This window comes from Haloarcula amylovorans, from assembly GCF_004681185.1.
GTDB classification, from domain to species: Archaea; Halobacteriota; Halobacteria; order Halobacteriales; family Haloarculaceae; genus Haloarcula; species Haloarcula amylovorans.
Map to the genome: position 1 here is coordinate 1,370,154 of NZ_SRIF01000002.1, position 18,634 is coordinate 1,388,787.

At 62.3% G+C, this 18,634-nt stretch carries 20 protein-coding genes and 1 pseudogene; 9 read left to right on the forward strand and 12 right to left on the reverse strand.

All coding sequences use genetic code 11. The features are described 5' to 3' along the window. Positions 1 to 166: 166 nt before the first annotated feature. On the forward strand, positions 167 to 451 hold the full coding sequence (locus tag E4S61_RS14255; RefSeq protein WP_135304592.1) for a DNA-directed RNA polymerase subunit L: 285 nt from the start codon (positions 167 to 169) through the stop codon (positions 449 to 451). Between the two features lie 27 nt (positions 452 to 478). On the opposite strand, the gene E4S61_RS14260 is transcribed toward E4S61_RS14255, so the two are convergent. From E4S61_RS14260 to hisF, 3 genes are all read right to left on the reverse strand, one after another. Next, positions 479 to 1,321: a hypothetical protein gene (locus E4S61_RS14260; RefSeq protein WP_135304593.1), complete on the reverse strand. Its 843-nt coding sequence runs from the start codon at positions 1,319 to 1,321 to the stop codon at positions 479 to 481. 67 nt (positions 1,322 to 1,388) lie between these two features. Further along, positions 1,389 to 2,780, reverse strand: a complete 1,392-nt coding sequence (locus E4S61_RS14265; RefSeq protein ID WP_135304594.1) for a sensor histidine kinase — start codon at positions 2,778 to 2,780, stop codon at positions 1,389 to 1,391. A gap of 185 nt (positions 2,781 to 2,965) precedes the next feature. Beyond that, positions 2,966 to 3,781 (reverse strand): imidazole glycerol phosphate synthase subunit HisF, encoded by an 816-nt coding sequence (gene hisF / locus E4S61_RS14270; protein ID WP_135304595.1) that lies wholly within the window; start codon positions 3,779 to 3,781, stop codon positions 2,966 to 2,968. A 104-nt stretch (positions 3,782 to 3,885) separates the two neighbouring features. Here hisF and E4S61_RS14275 point away from each other — a divergent pair, with 104 nt between their 5' ends. The 3 genes from E4S61_RS14275 (at position 3,886) to E4S61_RS14285 (ending at position 6,904) form a co-directional block, all read left to right on the forward strand. After that, entirely contained in the window at positions 3,886 to 4,077 is a 192-nt protein-coding gene (locus tag E4S61_RS14275; protein ID WP_135304596.1) for a DUF7550 family protein, read from the forward strand. Positions 4,078 to 4,588: 511 nt separating this feature from the next. After that, complete coding sequence (locus E4S61_RS14280) at positions 4,589 to 5,686, forward strand: FIST signal transduction protein (protein ID WP_245180734.1); 1,098 nt, start codon at positions 4,589 to 4,591, stop codon at positions 5,684 to 5,686. A 3-nt stretch (positions 5,687 to 5,689) separates the two neighbouring features. Further along, positions 5,690 to 6,904 (forward strand): sensor histidine kinase, encoded by a 1,215-nt coding sequence (locus E4S61_RS14285; protein WP_135304598.1) that lies wholly within the window; start codon positions 5,690 to 5,692, stop codon positions 6,902 to 6,904. On the opposite strand, the gene purL is transcribed toward E4S61_RS14285, so the two are convergent. The 7 genes and pseudogenes from purL to E4S61_RS14320 form a co-directional block, all read right to left on the reverse strand. After that, on the reverse strand, positions 6,905 to 9,070 hold the full coding sequence (gene purL / locus E4S61_RS14290) for a phosphoribosylformylglycinamidine synthase subunit PurL (protein ID WP_135304599.1): 2,166 nt from the start codon (positions 9,068 to 9,070) through the stop codon (positions 6,905 to 6,907). A gap of 305 nt (positions 9,071 to 9,375) precedes the next feature. Beyond that, positions 9,376 to 9,480, reverse strand: a pseudogene (locus E4S61_RS26655) (energy-coupling factor ABC transporter ATP-binding protein); the annotation flags it as partial. Continuing rightward, the gene (locus tag E4S61_RS14300; RefSeq protein ID WP_135304600.1) at positions 9,479 to 10,276 is read right to left on the reverse strand and encodes an ABC transporter ATP-binding protein; all 798 of its coding nucleotides are present in this window, start codon (positions 10,274 to 10,276) and stop codon (positions 9,479 to 9,481) included. The gene E4S61_RS14300 and the pseudogene E4S61_RS26655, both read right to left, overlap by 2 nt. Next, positions 10,267 to 11,109 carry an ABC transporter permease gene (locus E4S61_RS14305; protein WP_135304601.1) on the reverse strand — a complete coding sequence of 281 codons (843 nt, stop codon included), beginning with the start codon at positions 11,107 to 11,109 and terminating at the stop codon, positions 10,267 to 10,269. The genes E4S61_RS14300 and E4S61_RS14305 overlap by 10 nt, the downstream gene beginning before the upstream one ends. Continuing rightward, positions 11,106 to 12,134 carry an ABC transporter substrate-binding protein gene (locus tag E4S61_RS14310; RefSeq protein ID WP_135304602.1) on the reverse strand — a complete coding sequence of 343 codons (1,029 nt, stop codon included), beginning with the start codon at positions 12,132 to 12,134 and terminating at the stop codon, positions 11,106 to 11,108. Before E4S61_RS14310 ends, E4S61_RS14305 begins: the two co-directional genes overlap by 4 nt. Before the next feature lie 401 nt (positions 12,135 to 12,535). Further along, entirely contained in the window at positions 12,536 to 12,835 is a 300-nt protein-coding gene (locus E4S61_RS14315; RefSeq protein ID WP_135304603.1) for a DUF7521 family protein, read from the reverse strand. Between the two features lie 2 nt (positions 12,836 to 12,837). Then, positions 12,838 to 13,215 (reverse strand): winged helix-turn-helix domain-containing protein, encoded by a 378-nt coding sequence (locus E4S61_RS14320; protein WP_135304604.1) that lies wholly within the window; start codon positions 13,213 to 13,215, stop codon positions 12,838 to 12,840. A 209-nt stretch (positions 13,216 to 13,424) separates the two neighbouring features. Here E4S61_RS14320 and E4S61_RS14325 point away from each other — a divergent pair, with 209 nt between their 5' ends. Then, on the forward strand, positions 13,425 to 14,573 hold the full coding sequence (locus E4S61_RS14325) for a multicopper oxidase domain-containing protein (RefSeq protein WP_135304605.1): 1,149 nt from the start codon (positions 13,425 to 13,427) through the stop codon (positions 14,571 to 14,573). 238 nt (positions 14,574 to 14,811) lie between these two features. Here the strand turns inward: E4S61_RS14325 and E4S61_RS14330 are convergent, their stop codons facing one another. Continuing rightward, positions 14,812 to 15,189: a CBS domain-containing protein gene (locus E4S61_RS14330; RefSeq protein ID WP_209309494.1), complete on the reverse strand. Its 378-nt coding sequence runs from the start codon at positions 15,187 to 15,189 to the stop codon at positions 14,812 to 14,814. A gap of 344 nt (positions 15,190 to 15,533) precedes the next feature. On the opposite strand from E4S61_RS14330, the gene E4S61_RS26660 reads away from it, so the two are divergent. From E4S61_RS26660 to E4S61_RS14350, 4 genes are all read left to right on the forward strand, one after another. Next, positions 15,534 to 15,764, forward strand: a complete 231-nt coding sequence (locus E4S61_RS26660; RefSeq protein WP_135304606.1) for a HalOD1 output domain-containing protein — start codon at positions 15,534 to 15,536, stop codon at positions 15,762 to 15,764. A 166-nt stretch (positions 15,765 to 15,930) separates the two neighbouring features. Then, on the forward strand, positions 15,931 to 16,152 hold the full coding sequence (locus E4S61_RS14340; RefSeq protein ID WP_135304607.1) for a hypothetical protein: 222 nt from the start codon (positions 15,931 to 15,933) through the stop codon (positions 16,150 to 16,152). A 240-nt stretch (positions 16,153 to 16,392) separates the two neighbouring features. Then, on the forward strand, positions 16,393 to 17,079 hold the full coding sequence (locus tag E4S61_RS14345) for a PHP domain-containing protein (protein WP_135304608.1): 687 nt from the start codon (positions 16,393 to 16,395) through the stop codon (positions 17,077 to 17,079). Positions 17,080 to 17,082: 3 nt separating this feature from the next. Next, a complete protein-coding gene (locus E4S61_RS14350; protein WP_135304609.1) occupies positions 17,083 to 18,165 on the forward strand; it encodes an asparagine synthase C-terminal domain-containing protein in 1,083 nt (360 codons plus the stop codon). Here E4S61_RS14350 and E4S61_RS14355 read toward each other — a convergent pair whose 3' ends face one another. Continuing rightward, positions 18,166 to 18,576 carry a universal stress protein gene (locus E4S61_RS14355; protein WP_135304610.1) on the reverse strand — a complete coding sequence of 137 codons (411 nt, stop codon included), beginning with the start codon at positions 18,574 to 18,576 and terminating at the stop codon, positions 18,166 to 18,168. It abuts the gene before it with no gap. Between the last annotated feature and the right edge of the window lie 58 nt (positions 18,577 to 18,634).

Below are 18,634 nucleotides of genomic sequence, written 5' to 3' on the forward strand. Positions count from 1 at the left end.
TGATACCGAGGGCTGGCTGTTGTGTGTAGATATTGCTAGCGAGCAGGTGAGGGCGTTCGAGAGCCCAGTACCCCAGACAGGGACAGCACTCCCAGCGGAACCAAAACCGACTACGACAGAACCTAGAAGCGACACGTTGATGGGTCGGAGACGCACACTGAGAGGTATGGACCTGCGCGTCATCGACAAATCTGACACGGAACTCTCTCTCGAAATCGCGGGCGAAGACCACACGTTCATGAACGTCATCAAGGGCGCACTGCTGGAGACCGAGGGCGTCACGGCGGCGACCTACGACGTGAACCCCGAGCAGTCCGGTGGCCAGACCGACCCGGTCCTGACCATCAAGACCGAGTCGACGGTCGACGCGCTCGACGCTTTAGAGGACGGCACCGACCGCGTTATCGAGAAGGCCGACGACTTCACCGCGGCGTTCGAGTCCGCGGCGTAAGTTTCGACAGACGGTGCGGGCGGCTTTTCAGCAGACGACGTAGGTGACGAAGACGGTGCCGCCCGGCGCGACGTGGATGTCGACGCCGACGGTGCCCGCTTCCGCGGTACGGAACCGACTCCCGCGTTCGACATAATTATCGACTAGCGAGGCCGCCAGCGCACTCTCGTTCTCGAAGTCGCTCACCGACCGGCCGGTCCGCTCGTAGGCGACCTGATAGGCAACGACAGCGGGGCGTTCGCAGGCGAGTCCGAACCCGTCGAGGGCCTCGCGGTCGGGGCCGGAGCCGTCGCCGACGCGGGCATCGACGAGGGCCTTGTTGTAGTAGGTCGCTGCGGCGTCGGTCGTCTCGTTGCGGGTCAGCGCACTCGCGCCCTCGTTCGTCCGGCGGTCGTTCAGGACGTCGACGTAGGCGGCTTCAACGTCGGCGAGCGAGAGGCCGGCGGCGGTGTCGGCACTGCCGGGCGCATTCGGAATCTCGGGTGGTCCAGAGGTGCCACCGACGCCGGGCAGGGAGACGACGCCGAGGACGCTGAGAAGAATGACTCCCAAGAGGACGGCGACGACAGCGTAGCCGACGACGTACTTCGTTTCGAGGACGTCCAGCCACCCGGTGCCGATCTCGTCTAACGGGTCCGTCTCCGGCGGACCGATGCGGCGCTCGAAGTCGGAACCGCCACAGCGACTACACGGCGGCGAATGCTTCTGATGCTCGCGGCCGCAGTCCTGACACACCCACACTGGCCCGCCCTCGACCACCTCGTGGTTGACCTGCTCGACTGCCCGTTCGAAGGTGCCGTGGCCGCAGTTGTCGCAGGGCGGATCGTTCTCCTCGTGTGGCTTCCCGCACCACTCACACCGCCATTCCATTGGGTTACCGTAGGTGACCGAGGGTACAAAGAGTACGCGGACCAATTCTCCCGGCGCTACCCGGCTGTTAGCCGTCGAGGGCCACGTTCTCGACATCGAAGCGGGTGCCGTACTCGGGACTGTCCGAAAGCGAGAGATGCCAGCCCTGTTCGTCGGCGACCATCTGTGCGATGTACAGCCCGAAGCCGGTCTTTCCCTCGATGGTCGTGTATCCCGCGTCGAAGACGTGTTCCGGCGGGTCGGCGTCGATCCCCGCCCCGTCGTCGGCGACGAAAAATCCATTGGGCGTCGTTCCGACGGTGACAGTGACGTTCGGACCGGCGTGTTCGATGGCGTTCTGAAACAGGAACTGCAGGAGGAGACTTGCCGACTCTTGGTCCGCGACGAGGCGAGCGTCGCGCTCGATTTCGAGCGTCCCCGGGCCATCGGCGAACGTGTCCCAAATCTCTCGGGCGAGCCGTGAGAGCCAGACGGGTTTGGGTTCGAGTTGCTCGTCCTCTCGCGTCGAGAGCCGAACCACCGTATCGACGAGCGAGGAGAGCCGCGAGAGCGAGTCTTCCATGCTCTGTCGTTGCGCCCCCACTTCCCCCTCCCCTTCCTCCTCTTCCTCTAGCAGTTCGAGGCGCCCCTGGACGATTTGGAGTTCGTTGCGAAACTCGTGGGCCGCGACGAGCGCGACCTTCACCATTCGCTCGTGTTGCCGGCGAAACGCGTGCTCGCGGCTCTTCCGTTCGGTGATGTCCTGCGTGTGACCGACGAGTCCGCGGATCTCGCCGTCGGCATCGTACCACGGCACCTTGCAGGTTCGGACGTACTCCGCATCGAGATCGAGAAACTCCTCTACCTCGATTCGTTCTTGCTCAGCCTCGATAACATCCATCTCGTCGCGGTAGGCCGCCCTCGCGTGCTCGTCGGCCAGCTCCTCGACTTCGGGGTCGGTGAGGCCGAGGCGGTCAGTCGGTTCGTTGAATCCTCGCCCCATCAGGACGTGTCTCGCGTCCGCGTCTTTCGCGTAGAGATGGTCCGGGAGTTCGTTAAACAGCGAGAGCAACAGCGTCTCCATCGGCGAGGGGGGTCGGCCCGCGACGGACGGGGCCTGACCATCGAGGCACCCCCGGACCGCGGCGACGACAGCCCGGTCGTCGAGCGTTGATGAATCGACCGCGAGGATGTCCACCTCGTCGGGGACCGTCTTTGGGTCTACGCCAGCGACGACGACTGGCAAGTCCGGAAACAGCGCGGTGACGCCGTGGGCGATATCCACTCCCGACTGGTCACCGATGGTTGCGGGCAAGACGAGACAATGAACCACCGAGTTGGTCAGTTCGTCGAACACTCGCGTCACGTCGGTCAGCACGGTGACTGCGACGGACGAGTCCGGGAGTGCCGCTTCGAGCGTCCCACCCTCGCTCGTCTCCTCGGCGACTACGAGGACCGATTTTACGTCGTTTCCGCCCATCTACACGAAGCATGCGACGTCACTACGTTACTGTTTCGGAATTTGATAACGAAATGAACTTTTCGTCGGAGCGATCGCAGTAAAACTGTGGTCTCGCTGAGCGGAGCGAAGCGAGGGGTGGCAGAGCGTTCTCTGACGGCGGGGGGAAAAAGGTGGGACCGCACTTCGTTCGGTCCCGTTCGAGTTTACAACCGCACGGGGATACCCTTACTATCCAGATACTCCTTCGTCTCCTCGATGGAGTACTCGCCGAAGTGGAAGATAGAGGCGGCCAGTCCGGCGTCGGCACCGGCCTCGACGAACACCTCTTCCATATCGGCGGGACTGCCACACCCCGATGAGGCGATGACCGGCGTCGAGACGGCGTCGCAGACGGCTTTCATCAGCGGGATGTCGTAGCCGTCCTTGGTGCCGTCGGCGTCGATGGAGTTGACGAATATCTCGCCCGCGCCACGATCTTCTGCTTCCATCGCCCACTCGACGGCGTCGAGTCCGGTGCCCTCGCGGCCGCCCTTAACCGTACACTCGAACCAGCAGGACTCGCCGTCGACCTCGGCGTAGTGTTCGCCTTCTTCGTCGAAGCGACGGCGGGCGTCCAGCGAGATGACGATGCACTGGCTACCGAAGGCGGCCGCACCCTCGCCGATGAGGTCCGGTTCCGCGATGGCACCGGAGTTGATCGAAACCTTGTCCGCGCCCGCCCGCAGCGTCTCCTTGATGTCGTCGCGAGTGCGGATGCCGCCGCCGACGGTCAGCGGGATGAACACTTCGTCGGCCACCGACGAGACGGTTTCGAGCATCGTCTCCCGTCCGTCGGCGGAGGCGGTGATGTCCAGAAAGACGAACTCGTCGGCCCCCGACTCGTTGTAGGCTTTCGCCATCTCTACCGGGTCGCCGGTGTACTCTAAGTCCTCGAAGTTGACGCCGGTGTAGACGGCGGCGTCCCCGTTCTCGTCGACGTCGACGTCGATACAGGGGATGATGCGTTTCGTGAGCGTCATTCAGTACCCGAGGGTTCGCCACAGGGCCGTTTGACCGTTTCGACTGGTGCAACCACGCAGTGGAATCCGACAGCTACAGGTGGGCGCTGCCAGAAGGCAAACTCATGGCAGACGAACACGCCGAGAAAAACCGTCCGAACTACGACCCTGAAAACGTCGAATTACCGGACAAACAGGCCCCGTTGCGTTCGACGTCGCCCCAGAGTCCCTTCACGATGGGACAGGTTGGACAGGGGTTCGCCGTCATGCTGGTCGGGCTGGTCCTCACGTTCGGCATCGCGCTGGCGCTGGTCTAAGCGGCCGTCACTCGGAACCCGTATCGGACCGGTTTCTGCGTAGACGAGACTAGCAGAGAGCACACCGAAGACGAGCGGGGCGACGGCCAGACCGGCCCAAAACGACAGCTCTGGCGGCTGCAGCGTGGCGAGCCCGTAGGCAATGGCGAGCACGCCACCGGCGGCCCACGCCCCTCGTTTTGCCACATATCTCGCCGGTCTAGTGGCCATACCTGTCGGTACTGCATTCACACGGAAGTCCGTCCGGTAGCACCCCGATCGACTTCGACGATGGGTTCGTTCGGTGACGATAACCGACGATAGACGGTGGTTCTCCGGTGTAGCATTCACACTGACGACGGGTCGATAGTGGTGGTAAGTATAAGAGGTTTCAGTGACACGTACTGGTATCGTGTCGAACGACCAATCTGTAGGTACAACGGTCGCAACTGGGACGTCGACATCAGCTGACGGACGGCGTGCTGGCCAGGAAGCAGCCAGTGCGGCGCGAGAAGGCCTCGATACCGGTCGAGTGGATTTCTGTCAGGTGTTCGTCGACGCCAGTTACGACCCCGGCGCTGCACTCTCGGGCGTCAGAGCCGTCGTTGACGACGACACCGCTATCGTCGGCTGTACGGCCACAGGGGCCTTCACAGAAACGGACACGATGGACCGCGGTGTCGCCGTTGCACTCGTCACTAGTGACTCGTTTCGGTTCGATACCGCCATTGCCACCGGCCTCACCGAGAATATCCACGGCACCGTCAGGGAAGCGATCCGTGCCTTACCGGACGACGTTAGCTACCCGTATCAGTCCGCCCTCGTCCTTCACAACGGGCTAGCAGGCATCGGCGAACGGTTGTCACTCGCCATCCAGCGACGGTTCGGTCCCCACGTCGGCTTCGCGGGTGGCGCGGCGTCCGACAACTACCGGATGAAGTCGACACCTGTCTTCTGTGGAGAGACCGTGGCCGAGGACGCCCTAGTGCTGGTGCTCGTTTCCGGAACGCAGCGGGCCGTCATCTCGGTCGATCACGGACACGAACCGATTTCGGAACCATATACGGTAACCGACGCGTCGGACAACATAGTCCACGAACTCGACGGCGAACCCGCCTTCGAAGTGTGGAAAGACGTAGTCCGCGACCACGCGTCGGCAACGTTCGACTTCGACTTTGACGCCGACACCTTAACACCTGATTCAGAGGAACTGTCCCGATTGATGGGTGCCTACGAGTTCGGTATCGATCAGGGTGACGGATACAAGATACGGTGGCCGCGGGTCGCTGTCGAAGCGGATGGCTCGCTCGTATTCGCCGTAGACGTTCCTGAGGGAACCGTCCTCCGCGTGATGTACGGTAGCCCGGAGAAGCAAATAGATTCCGTCCGTCGGGTCGCCGAGGAGGCGGTCGCACTCGCCGAGGGCGACCTCGCAGGCGGGTTCGTCTACGACTGCGCCTGCCGCGAAATAATCCTTCAGGACGCTTTTTCCGACGCCGTCGACGAGTTAGCGTCTGCTCTCCCTGCCCCCTTCGCCGGGTTCGAAACGTACGGAGAACTGTGCATGCAGATGGGACAACTCAGCGGCTTTCACAACACGACGACTGTCGTCTTCGTGTTGCCGGAGTAACCGATGAACCGAACCGAACTCGTCTCGAAATTCGCGGAGACGGTAGGTATCGAGAAAGCGGAGTCCGTCGTCGACGAGGCGATGGCCACGATCGGGATCGAGGGACCGTCGATGACGAACATGGACGCCCGCGACATCTGCGAGGTCATCCACCACGAACACGACGGCTACATCACCCTCGTCGCGAGCGAACTCCGCGTCCAGTTGGCGGCCCAAGAGCGGTTCGCCGCTCTCCTCGAAAACATTCCGGATCCGGCCGTCGTCGTCACGTTCAACCAGCGGGAACCGTACGTCAGGTCAGTCAACGACGCCTTCGAAAACGAGTTCGGACACATGCGTGAGGACGCAATTGGAGCGCCACTCCTGTCGCTCATCTCGACGCCCGACCAGGCGTCGGCCGACATCGTCGCTAACTGGTGGCGAGAGACCGGCCAGTCCGAACAGGAAGTAACGCGAGTGACCGCGACCGGCGAGGCGCGGACGTACTTGTTCCGGAGCGTCATCGTTGCTCGCGAAGGCGGCGAAGTGGAGGGGTACGGAATCTACACCGACATCACCGAGCGTAAGCGCCGCGAACAGCAACTCCAACACCAGAACGAACGCCTCGACGAGTTCGTGAGCATCGTCAGCCACGACCTCCGGAACCCGCTGAGCGTCGCAGCGAGTCATGCGGAGCTTCTCGCCGAGACCGTCGGAGACGAGAGCGCAATGACGTCCCTCGATGCCATCAAACGATCCCACGACCGGATGGGACGACTACTGGAGGACCTCTTAGACCTTGCGCGACAGGGACAGGTGGTCGGCGAACCGGAGTCAGTCGCCATCGGCGAAATCGCTGCCGCAGCATGGCAGCAGGTCGACACCACCGACGCAACGCTTTCAGTCGATGCCGACGTGACCGCCGAAGGCGACCCCGACCGCATCCAGCAGTTGTTTGAGAACCTCTACCGGAACAGTATCGAACACGCCGGGTCGGACATCAGCGTCGCTGTCGGTACTCTCGGGCCAACCGGACAGAACGGGTTCTACATCGAGGACGACGGCCCGGGAATCCCCGAAGATGACCGCGAACAGGTGTTCCAGCACGGCTATACAACGGTTACCAAAGGGACTGGATTCGGCCTGTCTATCGTCGAGAGCATCGTCGAAGCCCATGGCTGGACGGTCGGCGTCACAGAGGGCGAGACGAGCGGCGCGCGCTTCGAGGTCCGCTGGTAGTCAGGCCAGTTCGTCGGTAATCGTCGAGCGTAGCGCGGTGATCTCTTCGGCGTGATACTGGAGCGTGTCGTCGTTGACAGAGATATCGAGGTGGTTCGACCCGTTCGCCTCGCCCAGTTCCGTCACCGGCGCGACGCCGTCGAACAGTTCGTAGACGGCGTCTGGGTCAGTCGTCTCGAAGACGACGCGGCCGGGCTGCTCGTTGAAGAACAGGCGCTTTCGCGTGCCGCGGTCGACGGTCTCGATTTCCACGTCGGCCCCGGCGTCCTCGTGGACCATCTCCGCGAGCGCCACCGCGAGGCCGCCGTGGCTCACGTCGTGACTGGCCAGCACGTGGTCGGCGTCGGCCACGTCGGCGATCGTCTCGATGAGGGCGGTGAGGTCCGCCGGTAGTTTCGGGAAGGCATCGGTGCCGCCGAACTGCGCGGTGTACTCAGAGCCGCCGAGACACGGGTCGGTCTCGCCTTCCAGCGCCCGGTCGCCGACGACGACCAGCGTCCCCTCGCCGGAGAGTTTCGTTGGCGGCGCGTCGTACCCCTCTTTGACGCCGACCAGCGCGAGCGTCGGCGTCGGCGGGATGGGGCCCGCGTTCGAGTCGTTGTACAGCGAGACGTTCCCGCCGACGACGGGCACGTCGAGTTCGGCACACATGTCGGCCAACCCGTCGACGATTCCCTTGAAGCCGCCGTAGACATCCGGTTTCTCGGGGTTGCCACCGTTCAGGCAGTCGACGGCGGCGTGGGGAAGCGCGCCCTTCGCCGCGACGTTGGTAGCGTTCTCTAAGGCGACGGCCCGCGCGCCTTCGTAGGGCGCGGCATCGGTCCAGTTGGGGTCCGCACCGGCCGAGAAAGCGAGGCCGGTACCCGCTTCGCGGATCGCGAGCAGGGAGGCGTCGTCGCCGGGTAGGACGCTCGTCCGGACCTGCACCTCGTGGTCGTACTGGCGGTAGACCCACCGCTTCGAGGCAGTGTTCGGGCTGGCGACGATACGCTCGAAGGCCTCTGCTATGTCCACCGTCGGCAGATCGCGTTCCTGTGTGAGCGGGTCCTCTGCGGGCAGATCGTTCATCGGCGCGCCGTCGCCGAGGAACGCCGCGTCGACGTCGACGACGATTTCGCCGTCGAACGTGCAAATGTAGTTCGTCCCCGCCTCGGTGAGTTCGCCGATGACCGAACAGCCGAGGTCGTAGCGCTCTGCGAGTTCGGCCACGCGGTCGACGTTCTCGGGGGTCACCTCGTAGACCATCCGCTCCTGGCTCTCGGCCAGCAGGTACTCCATCGCGTTCATGTTCGGTTCGCGCTCGTGGACGCGGTCCAGTTCGATACGCGCGCCGAGACCGCCCTTGGCGACGAGTTCGGAGGACGCCCCACCCAGTCCCGCCGCGCCGAGGTCGCGGGCCGACTCGACGAGGGCCTCGTCGAGCAGGGCTTCGTTGCACTCGATGAGCAGTTTCTCCGTGTAGGGGTCGCCGACCTGCACCGCGGGACGGTCCTCAGTTTCTGCATCTTCGGCGAGGTCCTCGCTGGCGAAGGAGGCCCCGCCAAGGCCATCGCGGCCGGTCGAGTTGCCGACGAGGACGAGCTTGTTGCCGGGTTCCTGCGCCTCGGCGGTGATGGTCCGCTCCGGCTCCAGTAGGCCGATACAGGAGACGTTGACGAGCGGGTTCCCCTCGTAGCGGTCGTGGAAGGCGACCGACCCCGTGACCGTCGGGACGCCGATGCAGTTGCCGTAGTGAGAGATCCCTTCCACGACGCCCTCGAAGAGGTAGCGGGAGTGTTCGCGCTCGAAGTCGCCGAAGTACAGCGAGTCGGCGAGCGCGATGGGATAGGCACCCATCGAGAGGGTATCACGGACGATGCCGCCGACGCCGGTGGCGGCCCCGTCGAACGGGTCGACGTACGAGGGATGGTTGTGGGACTCGACGCCCATCGTGATGTACATCTCCTCGCCATCACCGTGGCTCGGAAGCGAGACGACGGCGGCGTCGTCACCGGGACCGATGACGACTTGGTCTCCTTCGGAGTCGAACGCCGAGAGCAGCGGCCGCGAGGAGCGATAGGCGCAGTGCTCGCTCCAGAGGTTCTCGAAGAGAGCGGCCTCCGCTCGCGTCGGCTCCCGACCGATTTCCTCGACCACGACATCGCGGTCAGCGTCGGACAGGCTCATTAGGTGGTGGTGGCTCCCGGCCGGCTAAATCGCTTTCCATGCGCCCGTCGCTAAAGTGAGCCGGTCCTATCGATACTGCCGCTGGAGGTAGATGACCAGCGACGTTCCGACGAACATCGGCCAGAGCCACCGGCGACGGTCGGGAGAAAGAAGAAGTGACCGACGAGAATGAGATGATCGTGGCGATGTGCGGCCGTGCTGAACGAGTGCGCGCCAAACCGCGTCCGCGACCTCAGTGCGCCCTCCATGTCGTCGCGTCAGTCGACGAGTCTAGGTGATAAACTACGCTTCGATATATCGAACTTGCCGGCGAGGCCGACGAGGCGTTTCTCGTCACCGTTCAGGTAGTGGGGGATTCGGTCTTCGAGGTGGCTCGCGTCGACGGTCGCGAGCGCCTCGCGAGCGCGCTCATTGAGACGCCTCGTTGACCTCCTGCGGGCTACCGAGTTCGTCTCTGATTCGAGCGACGTATTCGAGGAACTCCTGTGCTGTCCGCTGACGCGGGCGGTCGATCTCGACAGGGACTGTAGATCGCACAGTTCCGGGGTTGGCGTCCATAACGACCACGCGATCAGCCAGCGTCACCGCTTCGTCGATGTCGTGCGTGACGAACACAACGGTCTGTTCGGTCTGGGTCCAGATGTCGAGTAATTCAACGTGCAGGCGGTCGCGTGTCTGAGCGTCGACACTGGCGAACGGTTCGTCTAGTAAGAGAATCTCCGGACTGACAGCGAGAGCGCGAGCGATACCGACGCGTTGTTTCATGCCGCCGGACAGCTCCTTCGGGTACGCGTCCTCGAAGCCGTCAAGCCCGACGAGGTTGATCAACTCCCGGACCCGTGCTTCGCAGTCGGGGCAGTCACAGGCGGGCCGATCGAGGCCGAACCGGATGTTCCCGCGGACGGTTCGCCAGGGGAATAGCGCATACTCCTGAAAGACCATCCCCCGGTCCAACCCAGGACCAGTAACCGGGTCTCCACCGACCAGTATCGATCCACCGTCCGGGTCGTCGAGTCCAGCGATAGCCCGCAACAGCGTCGTCTTCCCACACCCCGAGGGACCGACGACACAGCAGAACTCGCCTTCCGCAACCGAGAACGAGACGTCTGCGAGCGCTTGCGTCGACTCGTAGGACCTGCTGACGTTCTGGATTGTGATCTTCTCACGTGAGTCTTGACTGGTGGACGAGTTCGAGCTCAGCGCCATGCGAGGATCCTCCGTTCGAGAAGCCGGAACCCGACGTCCATACAGAGGAACGCCAGGCTGATCAGAAACATGTAGGCGACGCTGGTCGCCATTGCGAGGTTGTTCGAGGCGTTGATAATCTCGTAGCCGACACCGGGCGCGCCGAACAGTTCGGCCCCAACGACGATCATCCAGCAGCGACCGATGCTCGTCCGGAATCCGGTCAACACCTGTGGGGCGGCGCTCGGGAGTGCGACGAGTTTCAGCATCGAGAGGTCGCGCTCCACGCCGAGGGTCGATGCGGCATCGGTCAGCTCGCTCGAGACACTTTCGACGCCACCGTAGGCCCCGTAGAAGTTGATCCAGAACGCGCCGACGAAGACGATGAACGCCGCCCCGGTGTGGTGAATGCCGAACCAAACGATCGCGAAGACGACCCACGCCAACGGCGGGATCGGCCGGAGTACCCGGACGAGTGGCCGCAGCCAGTCGTCGAGTGTACCATTCCACCCCATCGTCAGCCCGAGACTGATTCCACAGCTCGCACCGAGAAGGAGGCCAGGGACGTAGTGGAATAACGTCTGTGTGAGGTGCGCGAACCCGGTCGGTAGCACCAGACTCGATCCCAGAACTGGGACCACGATTGCGGTCGAGGTCGCAAACAGGTCGATAAACGCGCGTACTGCATCGAGAGGACTGGGCACCAGATACGACGGCTGGGTCGTCATCGCGCCAACCCACCAAACGAGTAGAAACACGAGGAGACCGCCCAGGCCGTGCAGATACCGCCGTAGGTTCCCCTCGAAGCTGTCGGCGACCACCGTGTCAGAACTGGTATTGGTTTGGTGGTTCATCTCTGAATGGCGTCGTAGGGGTCGAACGCGAACAGGTTCTCGGTCGCGATCGGTTCCTCGATATTGCTGACGTTCGCGACAAACTCACCCATCGTCGAAGTTTGGTCAGTAATCGCGTGTGGGTCTGAGAGGAAATCCGACGCTGTGGAGTCCATCGCCTCTTCGGCGAGGTCCTCGCTCACGCCGGAGCCAATCACCGATGCGGCGTGGGCAGCAGCTACATCCGGTGAATCCGCCGTGAACTCGGTTGCCGCGGTGTGCTGTTCGACCAGCGACTGCGAGACGTCCCTGTCATCGATCACACGCTGGTTCGCGAACAGTACTGTGACCGGGTGGTTTTCCAGGATATTTCCGGACCAAGCGAGTTCGCCGAAGCCGTCATCCTGGCCGATAATCGTCGCGAACGGTTCCTGGATGATCGTCGCGTCGATGTCGCCCGACTTTATTGTCTGGACCGCCTTCGCCGGCGGGACTTTCGACTCGTTAATTGTGGACTCCATCTCACCGACGTCGAGATCCTCCTGAATCCAGTATCGGAGGACGATGTCGGGGACGCTCCCGTCCGGTGGAGCACCGAACCGGATCTTGCGACCATGCTTCTGCTCGAAGCGTTCGAACATGGCTGGTCCTTCCCGTTCGTACAAATCGACGAGTTCGGTTGTCCCCATGGCCTTGAAGCCGTTTCTCGAGTTTGCCGCGAGAATACCGGCGTCGGTCCCTTTGTCGATGAGAACCATCGCTGGGGTAATTCCGAAGAGCGCAACGTCGACATCCCCGCTGGCAAACGCCTTGACGACGCTGGGGCCAGAGCTGAACCGCTCTATTGTAACGTCCACTGGGACGTTCTCGTAGTAGCCCTCCTGGTCCATCACGTAGTGTTGCATGTTCGGATAAATCGGGACGTACGCGACCGTGACAGAATCGAGTGACCCGCCTCCTCGGCCGAGACAGCCGGTGATTCCTGTCGCAGCAACTGTGGTTGCGCCTGCCCTCTGCAGCAGGCTTCGGCGCGAGATTTGATTCATCTGTGTTACTAAATCTCTGTCCAATTATAATAATTCCTGCGAACTCTCTAAGAAATGTTAATAATAGGGTCGGCCGAGTCCGTCTGTTTCGCTGGCTTTGCCCGGAGCTCGACGAGTTGGACAGAATCGGTTCGTGTCGGCTAGCGGGCTGAAGTGATCCTGTGACCCGGAGAAGCCGATTGTGAGCGCATCTTTCGCTGCTCTGGCCTCTCTGACGAACGTCGAGATCCCTCCGAGCGACCTGTCTGGCACACACGTTCCGCACCGCTCGTTTCGACCACAGTGTTTTGCTGTGTATTGGTACCACACCACGAGCTACATTCTCAGCGGTTATGGACGATGCGCAGCGGCCGCTCGAAGCGACGTGGCCGTCTCGGGCGAAAAAGTCCGGCGGAACGTCCTCAACGAACGTACAGCGAGTAGAGGATGATGCCGAGACCGACGGCAGTCAGACTACTGGAGACGAAGACGCTGGTGTAGATGAGGTCACCTGCCATGTAGCGCTCGATGCCGAGGTCGAGGACGCCGCCGAGTATCGCCCCGAGCGTGACGACGCCGAACCCGAGAGTAAGCCACTTGTGTTCGGGCGACTGGGTCCTGCTGTAGGCCTTGTACGAGTAGTACGTGATGAGGCCGCCGATGATGAGGATGAGTGTCTGTGCGATGACGACACCGATCTGCGAGGTCGGGATATGTACCATGATTAGGTCTCCTTTCGAACCTCCGACCAGATGTTCTCCAGTCGCTGGTCCGGCGTCCGTGCCCGGTGGGCGATTTCGACGTCGAAGGCGTTGTGGTCGTCAAGGAGAATGACGACCTCCTCGAAGTCGATGTCGTATCGGCTGGCATGTTGGCCATCGGGCCGGACCTCGACGCCTTCGTAGAGGAGCGAAGAGTCGGTGAGCAGTTCCAGTTTTCGATAGGTCGTCGAGAGGGGAACGCCGCTCTCGTCGGCTATCTCGCTCGCGGTCATCGGTTCGTCGAGGACGCTGACGATGTCACGACAGTCCTCGTCGTCTAAGGCGTCGAGCACTGTCGTCAATTCGGGTGAGTCGTCGTCACCGAACGGGTTCCGGACCATCCTTGTCTGGAACTCGACATTCCCGACCTTTAGTCTCACCGACTCGCCGCTACGACTCCGCTCGGACGGGATAACGACGGATTCGTGCCGGGATGTTCGACGGCGTGGATTACTAAACGGACGGCGATTCTCAGTTTCTGGGAACGGTTCTACCGGCGCGAGAACGCCCCTCTGGGGGTTTATGGGTAGCTTGTCTACGTCCACCTGTAATGAGTGAACGCATCGGTGCACCCGGTTCAGGTATCTCGCGTCGCGATTTCGTGAAGGCGTCCGGTCTCGGCGGCACGCTCGCGCTTGCGGGCTGTACGGCTCCCGGTTCTCCGAACAGGGTCGACGCGGGCGCGAACACGAATGCCACCGCCGCCAGCAGCGACCTGCCGACCACGTCGCCGCCGGAGGTCGTCAACGTCGACGAGCAGGGCGGGAAAGTGACGCTCTCGTCGGTCCCCGCCCGTCACGACGCCCACCCCGGTGATGCGATGGGCGGCCCCGTCGAACTTCCGCAGGTGTGGGCGTTCAAAGCCGACGACGGGAACCCGAGCGTCCCCGGCCCCATCCTCCGGACGACGGAGGGCGAGGACATGGAAGTGACGCTGGACAACACGGACGGGATGCGCCCGCATACGGTCCACTTCCACGCCGTCTCGAAGAAGTGGGAGGACGACGGCGTCCCGACGACGACGGGCGTCCGCGTCGACCCCGGCGACAGCCACACCTACACTATTCCCGCGGACGTGCCCGGCACGCACCTCTATCACTGCCACTACCAGACCCATCGACACATCGACATGGGGATGTACGGCATCTTCCGCGTCGACCCGAAGGGGTACGAACCGGCCGATAAGGAGTACTTCATGACGATGAAGGAGTGGGACTCCCGGCTCAATCGCCAGATGGCGGGGATGGACGCCACCTACAGTCCGCGTGACCGTAACCCGGACACCTTCACCATCAACGGGAAGTCCGCGCCCCACACCCTCCACCCGGAACAAGGGTCCCCTATCATCGTCGAACAGGGCGATACGGTCCGCATCCACATGGTCAACGCGGGCTACATGGACCACCCGATGCACATCCACAACCACCGCTACCAGGTGACTCACAAGGACGGCGGTGAGATCCCCGACGTCGCCCGACACGAGCAGGACGTCTGCTCGGTTCCGCCTGCGGGCCGCCGGACCATCGAGTTCACGGCTGACGCCGACCCCGGCATCTACCTCATGCACTGCCACAAGGTCAACCACGTCATGAACGGCACCGCCTACCCTGGCGGGATGCTGACCGGTCTCGTCTACAAGGAGGCGATGGGTACGGACATCTTCAAGAAGCTGATGGAGTACGCGGGGTACGAGGGTTGAGCGAAGCGAAACCCTCGATATAGGCGAACGGCGACCAACGGGAGCCGTGAGCAGCGAGGGCTGACCGTAGGGAAGCCTTCAGACAGAACGAACGGGGAGCGAAGCGACCCGTGAGTTGCGAGAGTTGAGCGAAGTGGAATCCTCGGCTCTGTTGGACCCTCAATAGTTACAGATTCTGACGTAGATCTGTGAGTACAGGAAGTTTATACGCCGATTTCGGTGCGCTCTCCTGTGGCCCTCATTTCGAAAGGTAGGCAGTCACGTCGGTTGAGGAAATCATCCCAACGTAATCGTCGTCAACGACAGGGAGGTGTTTGACACCGTACGTGGTCATCATCGCGGCGACCTCCTCCATATAATTGTCCGGGGAAGCGGTTTCGACATCGGTCGTCATTATGTCCGCTACCTGTAACTCGGCGACGTTTCGTCCGTCAGCCACGGCGGTAAGTACGTCAGTACTACTGATGATGGCCCGTGGTGTGGTTTTGACAACCAGAGCGTTAACTTCCTTCCCTCTCATCTGTTGTACGGCTTCCTTGACCGTTGCATCCGCCGAGATCATCTCAAGGGGGCTGGACATGACTTCTTCGACAGTAACTCTATCGCTGGGGCTCATATTCTTAGAAACGGACGCAATGCTAAGATATTTTCTTGTAACGGCAACGGCCCCCCTCCTTCAAAGCCGAGGGAGTGCCAGAATACTCCCTTTAGCGGATACAGAGGTGTGAGATCCGCGTATTGTATTCCTCATGAAGCTGCGAACCTCACTCGGACCTGATAGACCGTTTACTGGTCAATTCGCAAGTCTATCGAATAGCGTATTTCCTCAGTGGACCCTGAAACAAAGGGGTTCTAGTAGGAGTGCCTCTCGGAATATGCTGCGGTTGGGCAGCACGTAACGTAGTGTTGTGGGAGTGAATGTCGCGGCTAATTATCCTCCTGAAGGTCTATATACCGGCAATGAAATACGATATTGCCGCAGATGAAAGTGTGAGCGAAGCTGTTCTCGTTAGTGTCAGTCGATTCGAGTCTACTGCCGTTACTGACCTTCCGTTGCTCTACGAGACGATAGACCCTGACTCGCTGGAGGCGATATTCACCTCTCAAGCGGACATTTGTGTCTCATTTGTCTATAGCAATTCTCGAGTCGAGATCTACGATAACGAGTTCATTACTGTCGAAGCTACCTGATCGAAAATCTTCGTGTAGTATGCACATCTGCTAAGAGGGTATGTCGTCACTCTTTGCCTGAAACGGAGAGCGACGACTGTGTCGATGTATCGTGGATAGGTCGGTACAGGTGACCTCTGTATCGGTCTACACACAACGCTTTCTGTTTCCCTATCGTAGGTTGCGTATGTCCACGACCGTCGCGGTACCTGATGTAGACGAGATGTGTGCGTACTGTGAGTCGCGTATTTTTGACCACGACCCCATCTGTGTTCGTGACTGTGAGGACGACTGCGGCTCGCCCGTCTATTTCTGTAACTACGCCTGTCTATCGGCGTATATAGACGAGAATAACCTCACAACGGGCAACACCTGTGAGTGGGACCCCGACGACAGTGGCTGTTGCTAATCAAGCGTCTCGGTCAATTTACGCTCCTACCTAGCGGCTGTTTCAGGAAGGACTGTGTCTCACCGATAGTATCTCGACAGAGCCAGTCCTCAGAATAAGCGAACGGCGACCGCGGGGAACCGCGAGCAGCGAGGCCTGACCGCAGGGAGGCTTTCAGACGAACGAACGGGAAAAGCGAGGCCCGCGGATTACCTCACACGTACCGAGGTGCTTTTGGCCCATCCCCCAGTAGAGAGAGGCGTGCTGTCGGTTGAGCTACACACACATTCAGCGCTCTCTCACGACGGCCGGGACTCCGTCGAACTGTTGTTAGAGCAAGCTAGCGGGATCGGCTTGGACGCACTCGCCATCACCGACCACGACGAGATATCGGCGAGTCAGCGAGCGGCCGAACTCGCGCCGGAGTACGGCCTCGTCGGAATCACGGGAATGGAGGTCACGTCCACGGCCGGCCACGTCCTCGCACTGGGTATCGACGAGGCGGTTCCGGCCGGACTCTCCTTCGCAGAGACGCTCGATCGCATCCGCGAACACAACGGCCTCGCCGTCGTCCCTCATCCCTTCCAGGAGTCGCGCCACGGCGTGCTCGAACACATCTCGAAGGACGAACTCGCCGAGGCCGACGCCATCGAGGTGTACAACTCCCGTCTGCTGACCGGGCGCTCGAACCGACAGGCAGAACGGTTCGCACGCCGCCGAGGATTGCCGATGACCGCCGGGAGCGACGCGCATATCGCCGAGATGGTCGGGCAGGCGGTGACGAAAGTCGACGCCGACGAGCGGTCGGTCGAGGCGATCCTTGACGCCATTCGGGCAGGCCGGACGACCGTCGAGGGCGAACGGACCCCGTGGCGTATCAGTTTCCGGCAGGCCGCAGGCGGGGCCAAGCGCCGTGTACAGAGCCGCATCGGGAGCTTTCTGGGCTGAGCGATGCAGGGAGGCGACGCTGATACCGTCCGCGAAGCCGTCGAGAACGGCGACCCGCTTCCGGGCACGAGCGGGTTTGCCGGCAAGTTAGACGGGAGGCTCGTTCGCGACGTTTTGGGACGATATCCACTGTACGTCGAACGCGACGCGTCGGATCCGGTAGACGCATGGAGTTACGACCCGACGACCCTCGACGACCCTGCCCCGGTTCCGGCGGGCCACAAATGGGACGCTGACGGGTGTCGCGAACGCTGGACGCTTCCGAATCCCGGTCCTTTCGGGGCCCGCGAGAGCGCGGTCGAACACGTTCGAGAGGTTGTCGAGACGAGCATCGACGCCGTGGATACCGAGAGCCTCGCTATCGCCTTCTCGGGGGGCCTCGACTCGGCGCTGTTGGCCGCCCGCCTCGACGCACCGCTGTACGTAGCAGGGTTCCCCGACAGCCACGACGTGGAGGCCGCTCGGTCGGCCGCCGACCTGCTGGACCGGGAGCTACAGGTCGTGGAGTTGACTCACGATGCCATCGAACGAGCGGTCCCCAAAATCGCCGCCGCGACGGGGCGGACGAACGCGATGGCCGTCCAAATTGTCCTGCCGCTGTATCTGACCGCCGAGCGGGTCGCGGCGGACGGCTTCGACCGGCTTGCGCTCGGCCAGGGTGCAGACGAACTGTTCGGCGGATACGCGAAGGTGGCGAAAGCGCCAGACGACCCCCGCGTCGAGGCCGAGACCGTTCGTGGCGCACAGCGAGAAGTACTTGAAACGCTCCCCGAACAACTCCCGCGGGACGTGTTGGCGTTGCGGGCCGCGGGCGTCGAATCGGTCACGCCGTTGCTCCACGACCGGGTGGTGTCGGCGGCGCTCCGCCTCGACGACGAGATGCTCGTCGACGGCGAGACGCGCAAGTGGACGCTTCGGCAGGCGGCGCGTCACACCCTGCCGGAAGCGATTTCGACCCGAGAGAAGAAAGCGGCGCAGTACGGATCGTTAGCGTCGCGGGAACTGGATCGACTGGCCCGGCAGGCCGGCTACAAACGACGGATGGACGACCACGTCACGCAGTACGTCGAGTCGTTGGTCGAGTGATTATTCCGCCGACGCGCCGCGGCCGGTCACGGCGACCGGCCGCTCGGAGTCGAGGATGACGGCCTGACTCACGCTCCCGAAGACGAGCGCACCCAGCGGCGAGCGCTTGCGCCCCCCAAGGATAATCATATCGACGTCGAGTTCCTCGGCGACGGCGATTATCTGCCGCTCCGGGTCTCCGTGGCCGGAGCGGGCGTTCGCGGTGACACCGGCCGTCAACAACTCCTCCATCACCACTTTTCCGGTGCTCGTCTGTTCGACGGCGGTCTTCTCCGCAGTCTCCTCGTCTCTGAAGACGTGCAAGACCGTCGCTGTCACCGACTCCTCGGCGTGAGGGAGCGCACCCGCCGCAGCCACTTGGGCTCGCGCCCGTTCCTCGTCGTCGTCGAGCGGGAGCAAGACGTGGTACATGGAGTCGAGGAGACGAGCGGCGTGTGATTAGTTACCACCACCTTACCTACGCGTAGGC

What these genes read in the sequence shown, in the direction of transcription:
- E4S61_RS14255 (WP_135304592.1), top strand. Translation starts at nt 167, where the DNA reads ATGGACCTGCGCGTCATCGACAAATCTGACACGGAACTCTCTCTCGAA.
- E4S61_RS14260 (WP_135304593.1), bottom strand. Translation starts at nt 1,321, where the DNA reads ATGGAATGGCGGTGTGAGTGGTGCGGGAAGCCACACGAGGAGAACGAT.
- E4S61_RS14265 (WP_135304594.1), bottom strand. Translation starts at nt 2,780, where the DNA reads ATGGGCGGAAACGACGTAAAATCGGTCCTCGTAGTCGCCGAGGAGACG.
- hisF (WP_135304595.1), bottom strand. Translation starts at nt 3,781, where the DNA reads ATGACGCTCACGAAACGCATCATCCCCTGTATCGACGTCGACGTCGAC.
- E4S61_RS14275 (WP_135304596.1), top strand. Translation starts at nt 3,886, where the DNA reads ATGGCAGACGAACACGCCGAGAAAAACCGTCCGAACTACGACCCTGAA.
- E4S61_RS14285 (WP_135304598.1), top strand. Translation starts at nt 5,690, where the DNA reads ATGAACCGAACCGAACTCGTCTCGAAATTCGCGGAGACGGTAGGTATC.
- purL (WP_135304599.1), bottom strand. Translation starts at nt 9,070, where the DNA reads ATGAGCCTGTCCGACGCTGACCGCGATGTCGTGGTCGAGGAAATCGGT.
- E4S61_RS14300 (WP_135304600.1), bottom strand. Translation starts at nt 10,276, where the DNA reads ATGGCGCTGAGCTCGAACTCGTCCACCAGTCAAGACTCACGTGAGAAG.
- E4S61_RS14305 (WP_135304601.1), bottom strand. Translation starts at nt 11,109, where the DNA reads ATGAACCACCAAACCAATACCAGTTCTGACACGGTGGTCGCCGACAGC.
- E4S61_RS14310 (WP_135304602.1), bottom strand. Translation starts at nt 12,134, where the DNA reads ATGAATCAAATCTCGCGCCGAAGCCTGCTGCAGAGGGCAGGCGCAACC.
- E4S61_RS14315 (WP_135304603.1), bottom strand. Translation starts at nt 12,835, where the DNA reads ATGGTACATATCCCGACCTCGCAGATCGGTGTCGTCATCGCACAGACA.
- E4S61_RS14320 (WP_135304604.1), bottom strand. Translation starts at nt 13,215, where the DNA reads ATGGTCCGGAACCCGTTCGGTGACGACGACTCACCCGAATTGACGACA.
- E4S61_RS14325 (WP_135304605.1), top strand. Translation starts at nt 13,425, where the DNA reads ATGAGTGAACGCATCGGTGCACCCGGTTCAGGTATCTCGCGTCGCGAT.
- E4S61_RS14330 (WP_209309494.1), bottom strand. Translation starts at nt 15,189, where the DNA reads ATGAGCCCCAGCGATAGAGTTACTGTCGAAGAAGTCATGTCCAGCCCC.
- E4S61_RS26660 (WP_135304606.1), top strand. Translation starts at nt 15,534, where the DNA reads ATGAAATACGATATTGCCGCAGATGAAAGTGTGAGCGAAGCTGTTCTC.
- E4S61_RS14340 (WP_135304607.1), top strand. Translation starts at nt 15,931, where the DNA reads ATGTCCACGACCGTCGCGGTACCTGATGTAGACGAGATGTGTGCGTAC.
- E4S61_RS14350 (WP_135304609.1), top strand. Translation starts at nt 17,083, where the DNA reads ATGCAGGGAGGCGACGCTGATACCGTCCGCGAAGCCGTCGAGAACGGC.
- E4S61_RS14355 (WP_135304610.1), bottom strand. Translation starts at nt 18,576, where the DNA reads ATGTACCACGTCTTGCTCCCGCTCGACGACGACGAGGAACGGGCGCGA.